This window comes from Indioceanicola profundi (assembly GCF_003568845.1).
GTDB classification, from domain to species: domain Bacteria; phylum Pseudomonadota; class Alphaproteobacteria; order Azospirillales; family Azospirillaceae; genus Indioceanicola; species Indioceanicola profundi.
In genome coordinates, this window is sequence record NZ_CP030127.1 from 1,017,501 (window position 1) to 1,032,908 (window position 15,408).

General features: G+C 66.6%; 13 protein-coding genes, 1 tRNA gene and 3 rRNA genes (1 of these 17 cut by a window edge). 6 read left to right on the forward strand and 11 right to left on the reverse strand.

The window, feature by feature from the left end; genetic code table 11:
* The 6 genes from DOL89_RS20610 to DOL89_RS20635 form a co-directional block, all read right to left on the reverse strand.
* Positions 1-723, reverse strand: a 23S ribosomal RNA gene (locus DOL89_RS20610) (it extends 2,026 nt beyond the left edge of the window).
* 129 nt (positions 724-852) lie between these two features.
* Positions 853-929, reverse strand: a tRNA-Met gene (locus DOL89_RS20615).
* A gap of 38 nt (positions 930-967) precedes the next feature.
* Positions 968-1,083 (reverse strand): 5S ribosomal RNA (gene rrf, locus DOL89_RS20620).
* Between the two features lie 120 nt (positions 1,084-1,203).
* Positions 1,204-2,688: ribosomal RNA gene (locus DOL89_RS20625) — 16S ribosomal RNA — on the reverse strand.
* The 16S, 23S and 5S rRNA genes sit together here with 1 tRNA gene alongside, the layout of an rRNA operon.
* A gap of 752 nt (positions 2,689-3,440) precedes the next feature.
* A complete protein-coding gene (locus tag DOL89_RS20630) occupies positions 3,441-4,019 on the reverse strand; it encodes a hypothetical protein (protein WP_119681212.1) in 579 nt (192 codons plus the stop codon).
* Between the two features lie 90 nt (positions 4,020-4,109).
* The gene (locus tag DOL89_RS20635) at positions 4,110-4,625 is read right to left on the reverse strand and encodes a hypothetical protein (RefSeq protein ID WP_119681213.1); all 516 of its coding nucleotides are present in this window, start codon (positions 4,623-4,625) and stop codon (positions 4,110-4,112) included.
* A 174-nt stretch (positions 4,626-4,799) separates the two neighbouring features.
* Between DOL89_RS20635 and DOL89_RS20640 the strand changes: the two genes are divergently transcribed.
* Both DOL89_RS20640 and DOL89_RS20645 read left to right on the forward strand, forming a co-directional pair.
* Positions 4,800-6,530 carry an alpha-amylase family glycosyl hydrolase gene (locus DOL89_RS20640; RefSeq protein WP_119681214.1) on the forward strand — a complete coding sequence of 577 codons (1,731 nt, stop codon included), beginning with the start codon at positions 4,800-4,802 and terminating at the stop codon, positions 6,528-6,530.
* A gap of 24 nt (positions 6,531-6,554) precedes the next feature.
* Positions 6,555-6,752, forward strand: a complete 198-nt coding sequence (locus DOL89_RS20645) for a hypothetical protein (protein WP_119681215.1) — start codon at positions 6,555-6,557, stop codon at positions 6,750-6,752.
* 25 nt (positions 6,753-6,777) lie between these two features.
* On the opposite strand, the gene DOL89_RS20650 is transcribed toward DOL89_RS20645, so the two are convergent.
* On the reverse strand, positions 6,778-7,512 hold the full coding sequence (locus DOL89_RS20650; RefSeq protein ID WP_119681216.1) for an SIMPL domain-containing protein: 735 nt from the start codon (positions 7,510-7,512) through the stop codon (positions 6,778-6,780).
* Positions 7,513-7,618: 106 nt separating this feature from the next.
* Positions 7,619-8,962 (reverse strand): ABC1 kinase family protein, encoded by a 1,344-nt coding sequence (locus DOL89_RS20655; protein ID WP_119681217.1) that lies wholly within the window; start codon positions 8,960-8,962, stop codon positions 7,619-7,621.
* A 125-nt stretch (positions 8,963-9,087) separates the two neighbouring features.
* Between DOL89_RS20655 and DOL89_RS20660 the strand changes: the two genes are divergently transcribed.
* Positions 9,088-9,828: an FkbM family methyltransferase gene (locus DOL89_RS20660; protein ID WP_225890001.1), complete on the forward strand. Its 741-nt coding sequence runs from the start codon at positions 9,088-9,090 to the stop codon at positions 9,826-9,828.
* A gap of 83 nt (positions 9,829-9,911) precedes the next feature.
* Here the strand turns inward: DOL89_RS20660 and DOL89_RS20665 are convergent, their stop codons facing one another.
* Together DOL89_RS20665 and DOL89_RS20670 are read right to left on the reverse strand one after the other, a co-directional pair.
* The gene (locus DOL89_RS20665; protein WP_119681219.1) at positions 9,912-10,538 is read right to left on the reverse strand and encodes a ParA family protein; all 627 of its coding nucleotides are present in this window, start codon (positions 10,536-10,538) and stop codon (positions 9,912-9,914) included.
* Between the two features lie 7 nt (positions 10,539-10,545).
* A complete protein-coding gene (locus DOL89_RS20670; protein ID WP_119681220.1) occupies positions 10,546-12,096 on the reverse strand; it encodes a CYTH and CHAD domain-containing protein in 1,551 nt (516 codons plus the stop codon).
* 231 nt (positions 12,097-12,327) lie between these two features.
* Here DOL89_RS20670 and DOL89_RS20675 point away from each other — a divergent pair, with 231 nt between their 5' ends.
* Together DOL89_RS20675 and DOL89_RS20680 are read left to right on the forward strand one after the other, a co-directional pair.
* A complete protein-coding gene (locus DOL89_RS20675; RefSeq protein ID WP_119681221.1) occupies positions 12,328-12,561 on the forward strand; it encodes a type II toxin-antitoxin system Phd/YefM family antitoxin in 234 nt (77 codons plus the stop codon).
* Positions 12,558-12,941, forward strand: a complete 384-nt coding sequence (locus DOL89_RS20680) for a type II toxin-antitoxin system VapC family toxin (RefSeq protein WP_119681222.1) — start codon at positions 12,558-12,560, stop codon at positions 12,939-12,941. Before DOL89_RS20675 ends, DOL89_RS20680 begins: the two co-directional genes overlap by 4 nt.
* 4 nt (positions 12,942-12,945) lie before the next feature.
* Here DOL89_RS20680 and DOL89_RS20685 read toward each other — a convergent pair whose 3' ends face one another.
* Positions 12,946-14,013 carry a class I SAM-dependent methyltransferase gene (locus tag DOL89_RS20685; RefSeq protein ID WP_119681223.1) on the reverse strand — a complete coding sequence of 356 codons (1,068 nt, stop codon included), beginning with the start codon at positions 14,011-14,013 and terminating at the stop codon, positions 12,946-12,948.
* 191 nt (positions 14,014-14,204) lie between these two features.
* Here DOL89_RS20685 and DOL89_RS20690 point away from each other — a divergent pair, with 191 nt between their 5' ends.
* Positions 14,205-15,404: a phosphoglycerate kinase gene (locus DOL89_RS20690; protein ID WP_119681224.1), complete on the forward strand. Its 1,200-nt coding sequence runs from the start codon at positions 14,205-14,207 to the stop codon at positions 15,402-15,404.
* The last annotated feature ends 4 nt before the right edge of the window (positions 15,405-15,408 follow it).

The following is a 15,408-nucleotide window of genomic DNA, read 5'->3' on the forward strand; positions in this document are numbered from 1 at the left end:
GGTTCGGCCCTCCAGTGGGTGTTACCCCACCTTCAGCCTGGCCATGGCTAGATCACCGGGTTTCGGGTCTACAGCATGCAACTCAACTCGCCCTCTTCAGACTCGCTTTCGCTTCGCCTCCAGCTATCGCCTTAAGCTCGCTGCATACTGTAAGTCGCTGACCCATTATACAAAAGGTACGCGGTCACCGCGCAAGGCGGCTCCCACTGCTTGTAGGCATCCGGTTTCAGGTGCTCTTTCACTCCCCTCGTCGGGGTGCTTTTCACCTTTCCCTCACGGTACTGGTTCACTATCGGTCACTGAGGAGTACTTAGGCTTGGAGGGTGGTCCCCCCATGTTCAGACAGGATGTCTCGTGTCCCGCCCTACTCAAGGATCTTCTCCGGTTTACCCGTACGGGGCTATCACCCGCTCTGGCCCGACTTTCCAGACGGTTCCGGTTATGTAGAGAAGACCACTGGCCTGGTCCGCGTTCGCTCGCCACTACTAGCGGAGTCTCGGTTGATGTCCTTTCCTCCGGGTACTTAGATGTTTCAGTTCCCCGGGTTCGCCTCCTGAACCTATGTATTCAGTCCAGGATACCGCTTGCGCGGTGGGTTGCCCCATTCGGAAATCCACGGATCATAGCCTGCTCGCGGCTCCCCATGGCTTATCGCAGCGTGCAACGTCCTTCATCGCCTCTCAGTGCCAAGGCATCCACCAGATGCCCTTATTACGCTTGATCCTCTCGGTTGCGCATCATGCACAGGAGCAAGCCTGCACACGCCGCCACAACGAAGATGCTTTCCTCGGTCACAAAACTCTCTATTCAATTGTCCAAGAACCGCCCAGGGCGCAAAGCCCAAGGCAAGGTTGGTTGCGGGAGCAGGATTTGAACCTGCGACCTTCAGGTTATGAGCCTGACGAGCTACCGGGCTGCTCCATCCCGCGCCAACATGTCCATGTTTGTTCAGCCCCGGGGCCGGCAGAGCCGGCAGCGACCTACTCTCCCACGTCTTAAGACGCAGTACCATTGGCGCTGAGGTGTTTCACGGCCGAGTTCGGGATGGGATCGGGTGTTGGGACCCTCGCTATGACCACCGGCTCGGCAGGCCCCGGGCAAACATGGATGGTTTTGAGAAAAGATGCGCCGGCGGCGGCCCCTTACCTGGAAACCCAGGGCCTGAACATCTCAGGCGGGGCGGCGGATGAGCCGGTTCCTTAGAAAGGAGGTGATCCAGCCGCAGGTTCCCCTACGGCTACCTTGTTACGACTTCACCCCAGTCGCTGACCGTACCGTGGTCGGCTGCCTCCCTTACGGGTTAGCGCACCGGCTTCGGGTAAAGCCAACTCCCATGGTGTGACGGGCGGTGTGTACAAGGCCCGGGAACGTATTCACCGCGGCGTGCTGATCCGCGATTACTAGCGATTCCAACTTCATGCACCCGAGTTGCAGAGTGCAATCCGAACTGAGATGGCTTTTGGAGATTCGCTTCCCTTCGCAGGGTCGCTGCCCACTGTCACCACCATTGTAGCACGTGTGTAGCCCAGCCCGTAAGGGCCATGAGGACTTGACGTCATCCCCGCCTTCCTCCGCCTTGTCAGCGGCAGTTTCGCCAGAGTGCCCAACCAAATGATGGCAACTGACGATGAGGGTTGCGCTCGTTGCGGGACTTAACCCAACATCTCACGACACGAGCTGACGACAGCCATGCAGCACCTGTGTCCCGGCCTCCGAAGAGGAAAGCGCATCTCTGCGCCGGTCCAGGCATGTCAAGGGCTGGTAAGGTTCTGCGCGTTGCTTCGAATTAAACCACATGCTCCACCGCTTGTGCGGGCCCCCGTCAATTCCTTTGAGTTTCAACCTTGCGGCCGTACTCCCCAGGCGGTCGGCTTAATGCGTTAGCTGCGACACCGAAGCTCTAAGAGCCCCAACGTCTAGCCGACATCGTTTACGGCGTGGACTACCAGGGTATCTAATCCTGTTTGCTCCCCACGCTTTCGCGCCTCAGCGTCAGTATCCGTCCAGTGGGCCGCCTTCGCCACCGGTGTTCTTCCCAATATCTACGAATTTCACCTCTACACTGGGAATTCCACCCACCTCTCCGGAACTCAAGCACTCCAGTCTCAAATGCTGTTCCCAGGTTGAGCCCGGGGCTTTCACATCTGACTTGAAGCGCCGCCTACGCGCCCTTTACGCCCAGTAATTCCGAACAACGCTAGCCCCCTTCGTATTACCGCGGCTGCTGGCACGAAGTTAGCCGGGGCTTCTTCTCACGCTACCGTCATCATCGTCGCGTGCGAAAGAGCTTTACAACCCGAAGGCCTTCATCACTCACGCGGCATGGCTGGATCAGGGTTGCCCCCATTGTCCAATATTCCCCACTGCTGCCTCCCGTAGGAGTCTGGGCCGTGTCTCAGTCCCAGTGTGGCTGATCATCCTCTCAGACCAGCTACTGATCGTCGCCTTGGTGGGCCATTACCCCACCAACTAGCTAATCAGACGCGGGCCGCTCCCTTGGCGATAAATCTTTCCCCCACAGGGCTCATCCGGTATTAGCGTCCGTTTCCAGACGTTATCCCAGACCAAAGGGCACGTTCCCACGCGTTACTCACCCGTGCGCCACTAAGGCCGAAGCCTTCGTTCGACTTGCATGTGTTAGGCCTGCCGCCAGCGTTCGTTCTGAGCCAGGATCAAACTCTCAGGTTTGAAGCGGATATCAGCCAAAGCCGACATCCTCATCGACGGAGCACCTCAACCGGTGCAAATCCTACCCGAATTGTCTCCTGAAGCACCCGCCCCGATGTCTCCATCAGAACAGGTCAGAGCATTCTTGGCGTGATGCACAAGCTATAAGGCACTCCAAACACCAGCTCCCGCCGGCACCCAGAGACCGCCGCCTGCGCATCCCTTCTCAAAACCATATGCAGTTGTTCAAGACCCGCTGCGGCCCGAAAGCCGCCAACACCCCGCGCCGCCCGCCTCGCGGCTGGCCGGCAAACCTCGTCAGAGGCTGGGGCGAAACCTGTATCTGGCCCCCGTCCGAGCCTTGGTCAAGACCGCGTCGCCGCCGTCCCGTCCCGCTCGCCGGGGCCGCGGTATCTACTCCCGTCCGGGCCGCGGTGCAAGGCCTTTTTCCAAGGCCCGCTCCGCTTTCCCTCTCCGGGCCGGCCGCGCCGTCCATAAGGACGGGACCGTCTTCGACACCACGCCGCCGCCAGACCCAACCCGCAGCACCGCCTCTCGGCAGCGCCGCCCGGTCCGTCCCGCGGCGGAGCGGCTATGTAGGGGGTTACACCGCACCGGTCAATGGGTTTTTTCTGCACAAGGCGGAAATTAGCCTCAGGCCAGGCCTGATGCCAGCTGGACTCCGCCCGCCAAACGGCGAACCCGGCCTTCGCGGCAACGTGTTTGCCATGCAGGTTGGCGGGATGCCCGCGAGATGGGGGTAAGAAGGCCAGTCAGCCACCCCCGCCCGAGCCGCCAGTGCCGCCAGAACCGCCCGATCCGGCGGAGGCCCCGCCGCCCGCCGCACTCACGCCGTGGCTGGCACTGCCGGTGCCATGCAGCGTATCCGTGCCGGCGGCGATGGCACCACCCGTACCGGTCTGGACACCGGAACCAGCCGGCGCGCCGGAGCGCAGTTCGGGAATACCGGTTCCGGTGACACGGCCCGCCCGCTCAGTCGGGCTCATCTCGGCTTCATCCTCTCCTCCCCCATCCGGCTCGCCAAGGGGATGGAGTTCACCGGCGTCGAGCTGATCCTGCGGCTGCGACGAGGTGCCGGTGCGGGCAGCCGGATCGGCGGTCTGTCGCGTCACAGGGGTACCGGACTGGATCGAAGTGCTGCCGGGCACGGCTTCTACCGCAGTCTCGTATCCGGGCGGTGGTTCCGCCGTGTTCCGATCGGACGTCTGCGCCAACGCTGGCGCTGCCAGACCCGCGGCGAGCAGGAAGGATGCCGCCGTCGGTGTGAAGGAGGAGCGCGCGGCCCCGGCGACATCGCCGCGACGGCAGCGCGGCAGGAAAGTGCGGCCCATGTTGCTTCTCCTGGAACGGGATAATCCTGCGCCCTCAACTACAGGAATGTTGGGGCGTTCCCCGAACGCCCCCTGGATGTGCCCACGCAGTCAGCCGCCGGAGCCGATGGAACCCGCGCCAGATGCGCCAGCGCCGACATTGCCAGGACCGGTGGTGGCAGCGCCCGGAGCGCCGGACTGACCTGCCGCGCCGCCAGGTCCGTACCCGCCACGATCGTCGAAGCTGCCCGGCGTGTCCGCAGGGCCGTGCCGCGTGGACGGGTCGTCCGTGGCATCACCGGTGGCGGTATCCGCCCCCGCAGCACCCGTCATGGAACCGCCTGTCATGGAGCTGCCCGTCGCGTCGGGTTCCGTTGGAGACGTCGCGCCTGTGCCGGCGGGCTGTTCGGAGCCGGACAGGGCACGGCGGGAGGCGCGGGTATCGTCGAGCGTGTTGGGGTCGGCTTCCGCCGCACGCCGGCTGGCCTCCGTCGCCGTCGCACTTTCGCCTGTGGCGAGCTGATTGGTTCCGGCGGAGCCGTAAAGGTCCTGGGCGAGCGCAGCGCTGGTCAGGCCGACCGCGGCAGCGGCAGTCAGCAGGGTAAGCTTCAGCGGCTTCATAGCCATGGCGTGTCCTCCAGTGATTGGATACATGCGCTTCCAACCGACCCGCCCGAAGCCCGTTCCCCGCCAAGGTGTTCTGCGGCGCAGTCTTGACCGCCGCAGAGGGCCGGACAAGACTGCGCCGCCGCTTTCATTCGGCCAAGAAGCCCGCATTCCGACCCCGGAGGACGCCCCGAAGTGACCCGTTCCGCACACCTGCTCCGCGCCCTCTTGCCCTGCCTGCTGCTTTCGGGCGGCGCGTTGGCGGAGCCGCGCTTCACATCCGTCGTACCGGGCAGTGAGCCGGGAAGCTGGATCGCCACGGTAGCGGATCTGGTCGGCAAACCGTCTTTTCATGCTGATGGCCGGTTAGTGGAAGCCGAAATCCTGTCTGGCGGCGGCGAGCAGGTAAGGTTGAGATTTACCGGCCTTCCCGCGGGAACGCGGTTCCTGGGCGTTTCGGACGGACGTGCGAACAGGCCGGAGGCGTCCATCCTTCTGCAACCGGCAGGCGATGCAATTGCGGACCTGACCATCTATCACATCATGGTCGGCCATTTCGCCAATGGCAGCAGCGCCAACGACCGTGAGGGTATGCGCGGCTTCGTCCATTCGAACTATGCCGGCGGCGACCTTCAGGGCGTGCTGGACAAGGTCGACTACATCGCAGACCTGGGCGTCAATGCGGTCTGGCTGTCCCCGATCTTCGAGGCTGAATCGAGCCACGGATACGACGTCAAGAACTACTATCGGATCGGCGCCGCGCGGGCGGTGCCTGGCAGCCCTGAGGAAAGCCTGGCGCTTTATCGGAAGTTGCGCGACGCCCTGCATGCCAAAGGAATCAAGCTGATCCTGGACGTACCGCTGAACCACGCCCACCAGAAATATCAGCGCGGAGCCGCTGGCGATCCCAAGGAGCTGGGGCCGAAGATGACCCGCGCCAAGCAGACGGCGGAGAAGACCTGGGAGAGCTGGGGCAGCCCCTACCGCTACTGGGATATGGACGATGCCGACACCCGCCGCTTCCTGAAGGATGCCGCCCTGCACTGGCTGGTGCAGGAGGGGGCGGATGGGCTGCGGCTGGATTATGTGCGCGGGGTCGACAATGCCTTCTGGTCAGAGCTGTACGCCGAGGTGAAGGCGGCCAAGCCGGATGCCGTGCTGATCGGGGAAGCCTGGATGGATGAGGGCAGCCCGGCGCAGGTCATGGCGGACATGGCTGCCTATTACGCCCTTGTCGAGGGACGCCCCCAGTTCGACGCTCTGTTCGACTTCCCCGTGCAGTATGCCGTGACGGATGTGTTCGGCAAAGGCGGGGACGCCCGCGTACTGGAGCAGCGCATGCAGGCGGCGGAGGCGGCTTACGGAGAGACTGCCGCCGGATATGGCGGCCGGCCGGCCTGGTTCCTGGACAATCACGATCTGGCCCGGCTTGGCGCCTGGGCCAAGGACAAGGACCGCATCGTGGCGGCTGTGGGCATGCTGTCGGCCCTGTCCGGCCCAGCGGTGCTGTTCTACGGTACGGAGACGGGACTGAGCCATCCGGGGGCCATGCCCGGCTTTACCGATGCCGGGCGGGTGCGCATGCCTTGGAGCGGGCTGGACCAGCCCATGATAGAGAAGGTGTCCAGCTACCTGACCCTGCGGCGGGACATGGAGGTGTTGCGCCGTGGCGCGCGCCTGCCCCTGCATGCGGAGGAGGATGTGCTGGTCTTCGCCAAGCAGCAGGGTGATAAGGTGGCCCTGGTGGCCGTGAACCTGGCCAGCAACGAGCGCACGGTGACAGTGGAGACGGGAGGGCTTCTGCCGGACACCGCCCCGCTTCAGTCCCGTGCCGGCGGCGGTCCAGCGCCGGAAGTGCGGGACGGGCGGATCGTCTGGCGCCTGCCGCCCGTTTCCACCCAGATCGCCGCGACGCCCGATACCTGACCCCGAGAGCCGAGTTCTATTGCCATGACCGAGAAGCACCCGCTTGCCGACGCCGCCCGCACCCTGCTCAAGGAACTCCAGGACCAGGGGAAGCCTGTCGTCGGGGTCGGCATCGGGGATGGCCGCATCTATCTGCGAGCCACCTCCCGCGACCATGGCGCACCGGCGGAGTACCGGGGCTATGAGGTGCAGGTGCTGACGGAGGAAGGGATCAAGCGCTGATCCCTTTCCCGCCCAGAAAGGCACGTCAGTCCGCCAGCATCCAGTCCAGCGTCGCGACCACGCGCAGGGTTTTGTCGATCTGCCGGCTTTCCATGATGCCGGGCACGTCGTCCCGCGGCAGGATCTGGAACACGCCCTGGCTGGCGCGCCGGATGCCGCCCAGCCGCGCCCCGCTGTCGGCGGCGAACTGGGCCGCGGCCTCCTTGGCATTGGCGGTGGCCGCTGCGATCATCTCCGCCTTCACCTCGTTGAGCCGGGTGAAGAGGAAGCTGGGGCCCGTGGACATGCCGGGCTCTCCGCCCAACGCCACGCCCTGGTCCAGCAGGGCGGCCGTTGCCTGACTGGCCCGGTCCACCAAATCCACGTCGGCGGAGCGCACCATCAGTTCCGACTTCAGGATGTAGCGGTCGCCGCCGGGCGGACGCTGGGACCAGGGCTGGGCGTCCAGATCGACCAGTTCCAGCCCACGGGACACCACAGCCTCCGGCGGAAGCCCCTGGTCGCGGAGGAACGCCAGCACCGCGTCCTGATCGCGCGCCGCCTTGGCCTGCACCGCCGCCAGATCGTTGCCGGTATTGACGAAGCGGACGGGCCAGAGCGCGAGATCGGCGCGCACCGGCATTTCCGCCAGCCCCTTCACCGTGACGAAACGGTCGCCGAGACGGGCCTGGGCCACCTCCCGCCCGCCGAGCCATCCCCCGGCAGCGATGCCGCCGCCTACCAGCAGTGCCGCCAGCAGCATCACCCAACCGCGCACCATGACCGCCCTCTCCATCCGATTGGATCACCGCGCACAGGCTGGCTGGAGATTGCGGCGGCAGATGGGCTGGAACCGGGCGGGGGATGGGCCGCCCGGAAGAAGGGCGTCAGGGTTGGCCGGGAACGCCCGCCTTGGCAAGGGCGGCGGCCTGCCGCTCCGCCAGCTTGGCCGCGTCGAAACCTTCAATCAGCTCATGGAACATGCGGTACCAGTTGATCTCCGACCGGAGGTGCAGGAACACGCTGCCGAGGCCGATGGCGGCCCGGTCCATGAAGACGAACTCGCGCGGGATCTCAACCCCGCCCACCTTGCGCAGGGCCTCATGCACCTTGGCGGCGGTGGCCTGCCCGTAGCGGCCGCTGTTCGTCTCCTCGATGCTGCGGGTCCGGTCGTCCAGGATGGGGGCGTAGACGAAGCGAGCCCAGATGTTCAGCACATCCAGCAGTTCGTTGGTGACGTTCTTGAAGCCCCACAGCTCATAGGCGTGGCGTGCGCGCTCCATATCGTCGGATTCGAGCGCACGGTACAGCTCGATCACCCCTTCCACGAAGCGGGGCGGGAAGACGCGGATGCAGCCGAAATCCAGCAGGTTGATGTCGAGATCGTCGCGGACGGTGTAGTTGCCCAGATGCGGGTCGCCGTGGATCACGCCATATTCGTAGAAAGGGATGTACCAGGCCCGGAACATGTTCACCGCGATGCGGTTGCGCGTTTCCAGGTCGGCATCCTTGAAGTGGATGATCTTGCGGCCATCCACCCATTGCATGGTGAGCAGGCGCTTGCTGGAGAGGTCCGGCACCACCGCCGGCACATGCACACCCTCCACCCCGGACAGCATGTCGCCATAGAGCGCCATATGCCGGGCCTCCAGCGCGTAATCCAGCTCCTCCCGCAGGCGAGCGCCGATCTCGTCATAGATCTGGTCGGTGCGGATGGCCTTGTCGTAGCGGGCATAGATGCCGAAGACGAGGCGGAGCTGCCGCAGATCGGCCTCCACCGCCGACTGCATGTCCGGATATTGGAGCTTGCAGGCCAGTTTCGCGCCATCATGGCCGATGGCGCGATGCACCTGGCCGAGGGAGGCGGCGCTCGCGGCCCCCTTCTCGAAGCTCTGGAATTTGGACTGCCAACTCGGCCCCAGCTCCGCCGTCATGCGGCGCTTCACGAAGGGCCAGCCCATGCTGGGGGCGTCGGACTGGAGCTGGGCCAGCTCCTGCACATATTCCTGCGGCAGGGCGTCCGGGATAGTGGACAGGATCTGCGCCACCTTCATCAGCGGCCCTTTCAGCCCGCCCAGCGCCGTGCGCAGCTCCGCCGCGTGCGCCTCCCGCTCCAGCTTGAGGCCGAGGAACCGCTCGCCCGCCATGCGGGCCGCGACTCCGCCCATGGCCGTGCCGACCCGCGCATAACGGGCCAGCCGGCCTTGAAGTGTGCTCTGCTCATCGCTCATGCCCCATCAGATGGTGCGCGGTGCATGGCTGGGCCACTAGCCGGAAGGAGTGCGGGCCCGCCGGCCTTGCGACAGCTTGTCCCCGCCCCATGTTGGACGGGTGGAGCTTCGAGCGGAGAAATGGTTTGGACCTGCCCACCCTGGCCGGCACCCTCCGATCCCTGCTGATCTACCGGGCGCGGCCGGGGCGCATGGCGCGGATGCGGCGGTTCTATGCGGCCTTCTTGCCGGCGGGCGGGCTCGCCATCGATGTCGGCGCCCATGTCGGGGACCGGATCGCCTGCTTCCGGAAGCTGGGCGCGCGCGTGGTGGCGGTGGAGCCGCAGCCGCATCTGGCGGCCCTGCTGCGCCGGCTGCATGGACGCGACCGCGGCGTCGTCCTGCTGGACTGCGCCCTGGGGGCGGAGCCGGGCGTGGCGGAGCTGAAGGTCAACCGCCGCAACCCCACCCTCTCCACCCTTTCCACCGTCTGGGCCGGCGCCGTGGCCCGCAGCCCGCGCTTTCCGGGGGAGAGTTGGGACGGCAGCGTGCAGGTGCCCGTCCGCACCCTGGACGAGTTGATCGCCCGGCATGGCGCGCCCGACTTCGTGAAGATTGATGTGGAGGGGTTCGAGGCGGAGGTGCTGGCCGGGCTGTCGAAGCCGGTCCGGGCGGTGAGCTTCGAGTTCCTGCCGGAGACACTGCCGGCCGCCCTCGCCTGCCTGGACCGGCTGGCGGCCCTCGGCAACTACCGTTTCCAGGCCAGTGCGGGCGAGAGCTTCCAAATGGCTCTGCCGGACTGGACGGATGCGGACGGGATGCGGCAGTGGCTGGAGAAGCTGCCGCCAGGGCATCCGGGCGGGGACGTGTATGGGCGGCTTGAATAACGTTGGCCGGGCTTCCGCCCGACCAACCTACATGGCGACGTAGGTCGGTCACGCGTGAGCGTGGCCGACGCCGACAGCCGCCCCTATTGGCTCTTCCCGATATAGCTCAACAGCGGCGCCCAGTCGGCCTTCAGCTCCTGGGCCCGTTTGCTGGTCAGGTCGAACAGGGTCAGGCCGGTGGCGGCGAGGTCGGGGTAGACCTGGCTGTCGCGCAGGCGGGTCACCACCGTGTGGCCGACGCCCGACAGGAAGAGGTCCAGCCGCTCCGCCGCCTTGGTGCGGGGGCGCAGGCGGTTGCCGACCACCGCGACCGGGACCTTGTTCTTCCGGATCGCCTTCAGCTCATCCAGCTTCTTCAAGAACCGCTCCGTCGCGGCCTCGTCGAAGGCGCCGGGCAAGACGGGGAGCACCACCACGTCGGCCTGACGCACCAGCGCCTCCACATCCTTGCCCTTGAGGGCGGCCGGCGCGTCGATCACCAGCTTGTCGGTGCCCTTGGGCACTTCTCCAATCTCCTTCGTCCAGTCCAGCCCCTGGATAGGCTTGGCGCTGTCCGGCCGGCGCTCCAGCCAGCCGAGGGCGGAGCGCTGGCGGTCCACATCCGCCAGCACCGTGCCACCGCCCTGGACGGCCAGCCCGGCAGCGATGTGGGTGGCGATGGTGGTCTTGCCGACCCCGCCCTTGATATTACTGACCAATACCGTAAGCATCCGTCCCCTACTCCACCCAGAAAGGACGGGTGCTGGTAAAGGCTTCCCAATCCCGGATCAGGCGCGGCTCCAGATCATGCAGGCCGCGGGCGTGCCAGCCTCGGACCAAGCCGGCTCCGGCCTCCCAGCCGGCCGGCGCGTCCGCCCCCAGCTCCTCCCGGATCGTGCCGACCAGCTTGTCCACCGTGGCGACGTCCTGGAGATGTCCCAGCGTCTCCTGCAACGCCGCCAGCTCGTCGGTGTAGCGCCGCACCGCCTTCTGGTCGTAGAGGCTGCGGAAGAACTCCGAGGCGTAGCGCAGCTTCTTCAGGCTGATGCGCACCCGGTGCCGCTGTTCGCTGCCGAGCTTGGCGAAACCCTTGCCGCGCTTCCGGCTCTGCTTGTGGCGCTTGCCCAGCAGCTCGCCGGAAAGGGCCGTGATCGGCTCCAGCAGCCGGGCGGACTTCTCACTGACCGGCTGGTTGCGCCAGCCGCGCCCGTCCACCCAGGCGCCGACCTTCAGCAGCAGGGCGGTATAGCGGCGGGACAGGATGGCCTCGCGGGCGCCACGGTACCCCTGCTCCCGGCAGGTGCGCGCGGCCTCCGCCAGGGCGGCCATCTCGCGGTCGCCGGGGAAGGCGGCCTCCACCGGCGCCAGCAGGTCGGACAGGAACACGTCCCAGTCGCGCGCCGCCCCGAAGGCGGTTGCCAGCCAGCGCACCTCGCCCACCAGATGCTCATACTGCTCGGCCGGAATCAGCGGCTCGAACAGAGCGAGCGCGGAGCGCAGGCGGCGGAGCGCCACGCGCATCTGGTGGATGCCCTCCGGCTGCTCCCCCGCCAGGGCCACGGCCTCGTTGCTGACCATGTGGTGCATGCAGTGGCGGACCACGATCTGCAGCACCTCCTCCGCCGTCTGGTCGGGCGAGAGGTCCAGACGTCCGGCCTTGAACCAGCTCGGCCGCTCGTCCAGCGCCAGGGCGTAGCCGCGCTCCGCCTTGCTCTGGAGTTCCACGCGCAGCGGGGCCGCTTCGTTCAGGGCCAGGGCCAGATCGTAGATCGAGGCCGGGTCGCCGGACTTCATCTCCAGCTCCGCCTCGTTCAGCGGCAGGGTGCGCCCTTCCGGCGTCACGACCTCCCCCTGGTCCAGGGCGATCTCGATCTCCGTCCCGTCGGACGGCTTCGCGATGCGGATGGTCCGCTTCACCTTGGTGGTGAAGAGGGGTTTCAGCTCCGCAGGGTCCAGCGGGCCCAGTTCGGCCAGGACCGACTGGTCGGGAAGGGCCGCGAGGTCCGGATGCGGGGTGCTGACCGGGCATTCCCATTCGCCCCGCGCCACCACCCCGCCGGTGGCGGTGCCGGGCGATTTCAGGGTCTGCACCAGGTTGCGGCCGGATTTGCGCACCCGCAGGCTCCAGCCCAGCGCGTGCAGCCGCACGTCCGGCGTGTCGAAATAGGTGCTTTCCAGCGTCTTGACCGGCTGCTGTTCCGGCACCTGCCCCGGCAGCGGCGCGTCGCGCAGCTTGGAGAAGTCCGCCGGGTCCACTTTCAGCTTCAGTTCGATCTCTTGTCCTGACATTCCATTCCCGGCGCGCCCGCAAGCCGCCGCTCCACCGGTTCCGAAAGTCCAACCGATCCGTCTCGAAGGCCTTCAGTGAAAAGACGAATCGACTCGTGAAACTTTGGTTACAGACACTCCGCCGGGCCTGTCTACCTCACCGGGCAAAAAATTTCGGGCCAGGTGCTTGGCTAAGTTGACTAGGCGCCTGTGGCAGGTCACATGTTCCGTGAGCCATCCGGAGTGCATGCGATGCAGTTCACCGTCCACGCTGCCAAGACCCACCTGTCCAAGCTGATCGACGCCGCCCTGGCAGGGGAGGAGGTGGTCATCGCCAAGGGCTCGAAGCCGGCCGTGAAGCTCGTCCCGATCCCCGAGCAGCATTTCCAGATTGGTTTGCTGAAGGGGAGCCTCGCCGGGCCGGAACCGGACCTGCTGGCGCCGATGCCGGATGATGAGCTGGAGCTTTGGGAGGGCGGCCGGTGACGGCCGTGCTGCTCGATACCCATGCCTGGGTGTGGAGCCTGCGGGATGATGTGCGCCTGTCACAAGCCGCCCGGACGGCGATCGAGAATGCGCGCCGCGTCCTGGTCAGCCCGATCAGCTTCTTCGAAATCGGCCAGAAGGCCCGTCTCGGCAAATGGCCGGAGATGGAGCCCTTCGCGGCACAGCTCCCCTCCATCCTGGACCGTCAGGGCGGGGCCGCGACGCCGCTCGATCCCGCCATCTGCCTGGAGGCGAGCCTTATGGACTGGAGTCATCGCGACCCCTTCGACCGATTGATCGCGGCGACGGCCCTGCACTTGCGCGTGCCCCTGATCTCCGCCGACGCGGTTTTCGACGAGATTGCCCAGCGGGTGTGGTGACCCCTCACCCCGGCTTCCGGAACGCCATCACCTTGCTCATGAAGGGCAGGTCCGGCGCGCCGAGCGGTTCCAGCCCGTGACGGGTGAAGAGCGGCCGCAGATCCTGGCGGATGTAGTCGGCATAATAGGGCTCATGGAAGGCCACCGGGAACAGCCGGAGAAGCGCATCGAATTTCGGCCTGTCGCCGGTCTGCAAGCTGTCCTCGAACACCAGCAGCCCGCCCGGCTTCAGCACCCGCGCCATCTCCTCCGCCGCCGCGGCGCGCACCTTCCGCGGCAGTTCGTGGAACAGGTAGATGCTGGTGACCACGTCGAAGCTGGCGTCCGGGAACGGCATCGCCTCCGCCGGGGCCTGCACGGCGCGGGCGCTGCTCCAGGCGGAGAGTCGGCGCATCGCCTCCGCCAGATAGGGGCGGGACAGGTCCAGGGCCGTCACGTCCAGGCGCGGATAGTTGTGCTTCACCGCCGCCAGGAAGCGGCCCGTCCCCGCCGCCACGTCCAGAAGCTTCGCACCCCGCACAGGGCGGGTGCGGAAATGCTCCGCGATCGGCACCAGCACGCGGCGGCGCATGGCATCCGCCCCGCCGCCGAACAGCACCTCCACCTGATGGTCGTAGAGCCGGGCCGATTCCTCGGTCAGGTATCCGCCGGTCTGGTAGTGGAAGTTCTGGCGGTAATAGCGCGGCAGCCGCTCGCTGCCGGGGACGGGCTGCTTGAACACCTCCCCGCCGACCTTCCCCTCGCGGCGCTGCTGCACCCGGGGCAGGTCCTGGAAGAAGGCGCGGGCATTGGCCAGCACCCGCCGCGGGTCGGGCAGAATATCATCGGGCGGCAGATAGACGCCGGCCTCCATATTGCGCCAGTCCTGTTCCAGCAGCGCCCTGAGTTCGGCCAGCACGTCCGATGTCGAGGGATAGGATCCGGGCGGGCGGTCCGCCGGGTCCACCGTGGGGCCGGCCATGCGGGCGGCCAGCGCATACTGGCCGAAATACCATCCGACCCGCGCCGCCTGGCTCGCCACGAAGGCCAGCCGCTCCGCGGCCCTGTTGCCGGTTCCGAGTTCCGCGCCCATTCCAACCTCCGCCGAAGTGCCTCCTTCATGCTGGTTCCGTTGCGCGCCGAATCAAGGGTTAATCCTTGCGTTCATGCGACCCTGTGTCAGACCGGCGGCGGTTGAAACCACCCCACCCATGTGCTTGTCTCGCCGTTGAGAATGAAGCCGCGGGAGCTGCCGCGGCCAACAAACCTGCGGGGAAACCGACCATGCGCTTCCACACCCTCGACGATATCGACGTCTCCGACAAGACGGTGCTTGTGCGGGCCGACCTGAACGTACCGGTGCAGGACGGTCAGGTGTCGGACACCACCCGCATCGACCGTCTGGTGCCGACGCTGAAGGAGCTGTCGGCCAAGGGTGCGAAGGTCGTGGTGATGTCCCACTTCGGCCGTCCGAAGGGCGGGCCGGAGGAGAAGTATTCGCTGCGCCAGATCATCCCGGCCATGGAGAAGTCGCTGGGCACCAGCATCGCCTTCGCCCAGGACTGCGTCGGGGAGGCCGCCAAGGTGGCTGTGGAGACACTGAAGCCCGGCGGCGTGCTGGTGCTGGAGAACACCCGCTTCCACAAGGGGGAGGAGAAGAACGACCCCGAGCTGGCGAAACAGTTGGCCGAGCTGGGCGACATCTATGTCAACGACGCCTTCTCCGCGGCGCACCGTGCCCATGCCAGCACGGAGGGAATCGCCCGCCTGCTGCCCTCCGCCGCCGGTCGGCTGATGCAGGCGGAGCTGGAGGCGCTGGGCAAGGCGCTGGCCAGTCCGGAACGGCCGGTGGCGGCCGTGGTCGGCGGTGCGAAGATCTCCACCAAGCTGGACCTGCTGCTGAACATGGTCACCAAGGTGGACATGCTGGTGCTTGGCGGCGGCATGGCGAACACCTTCCTCTACGCACAGGGCCGCCCGACCGGCAAGTCGCTGGCGGAGAAGGACATGGCCGATCAGGCCCGTGCCATCATGGAAAAGGCGAAGTCCAGCGGCTGCGAGATCCTGCTGCCCACGGACGGCGCCATGGCCAAGGAGTTCAAGGCCAACGCCCCGCACCGCACCGTCCCCGTCGACCAGATCGCCGAGGATGAGATGATGCTGGATGTGGGCCCCTCCACGGTGGAGTTCGTGGGGCTGAAACTCCAGGGCGCCAAGACGGTGGTCTGGAACGGCCCCATGGGCGCCTTCGAGATCAAGCCGTTCGACAGCGGCACCAACGCCGTGGCCGGGCTGGTGGCGGAGCGGACCGGCGAAGGCCGCATCCTGTCCGTGGCCGGCGGCGGCGATACGGTGGCGGCGCTGGAGCAGGCCGGCGTGGCGGATCGCTTCAGCTATGTCTCCACCGCCGGCGGCGCTTTCCTGGAGTGGCTGGAAGGCAAGGAGCTGCCGGGCGTGAAGGCGCTGGAAGACGCCGCGAAATAAGCGG

Excerpts from the sequence above, each read along its gene's own strand:
- DOL89_RS20645 (WP_119681215.1), top strand. The coding sequence starts at position 6,555 with ATGACCGAGAAGCACCCGCTTGCCGACGCCGCCCGCACCCTGCTCAAG.
- DOL89_RS20655 (WP_119681217.1), bottom strand. The coding sequence starts at position 8,962 with ATGAGCGATGAGCAGAGCACACTTCAAGGCCGGCTGGCCCGTTATGCG.
- DOL89_RS20650 (WP_119681216.1), bottom strand. The coding sequence starts at position 7,512 with ATGGTGCGCGGTTGGGTGATGCTGCTGGCGGCACTGCTGGTAGGCGGC.
- DOL89_RS20685 (WP_119681223.1), bottom strand. The coding sequence starts at position 14,013 with ATGGGCGCGGAACTCGGAACCGGCAACAGGGCCGCGGAGCGGCTGGCC.
- DOL89_RS20665 (WP_119681219.1), bottom strand. The coding sequence starts at position 10,538 with ATGCTTACGGTATTGGTCAGTAATATCAAGGGCGGGGTCGGCAAGACC.
- DOL89_RS20690 (WP_119681224.1), top strand. The coding sequence starts at position 14,205 with ATGCGCTTCCACACCCTCGACGATATCGACGTCTCCGACAAGACGGTG.
- DOL89_RS20630 (WP_119681212.1), bottom strand. The coding sequence starts at position 4,019 with ATGGGCCGCACTTTCCTGCCGCGCTGCCGTCGCGGCGATGTCGCCGGG.
- DOL89_RS20635 (WP_119681213.1), bottom strand. The coding sequence starts at position 4,625 with ATGGCTATGAAGCCGCTGAAGCTTACCCTGCTGACTGCCGCTGCCGCG.
- DOL89_RS20675 (WP_119681221.1), top strand. The coding sequence starts at position 12,328 with ATGCAGTTCACCGTCCACGCTGCCAAGACCCACCTGTCCAAGCTGATC.
- DOL89_RS20670 (WP_119681220.1), bottom strand. The coding sequence starts at position 12,096 with ATGTCAGGACAAGAGATCGAACTGAAGCTGAAAGTGGACCCGGCGGAC.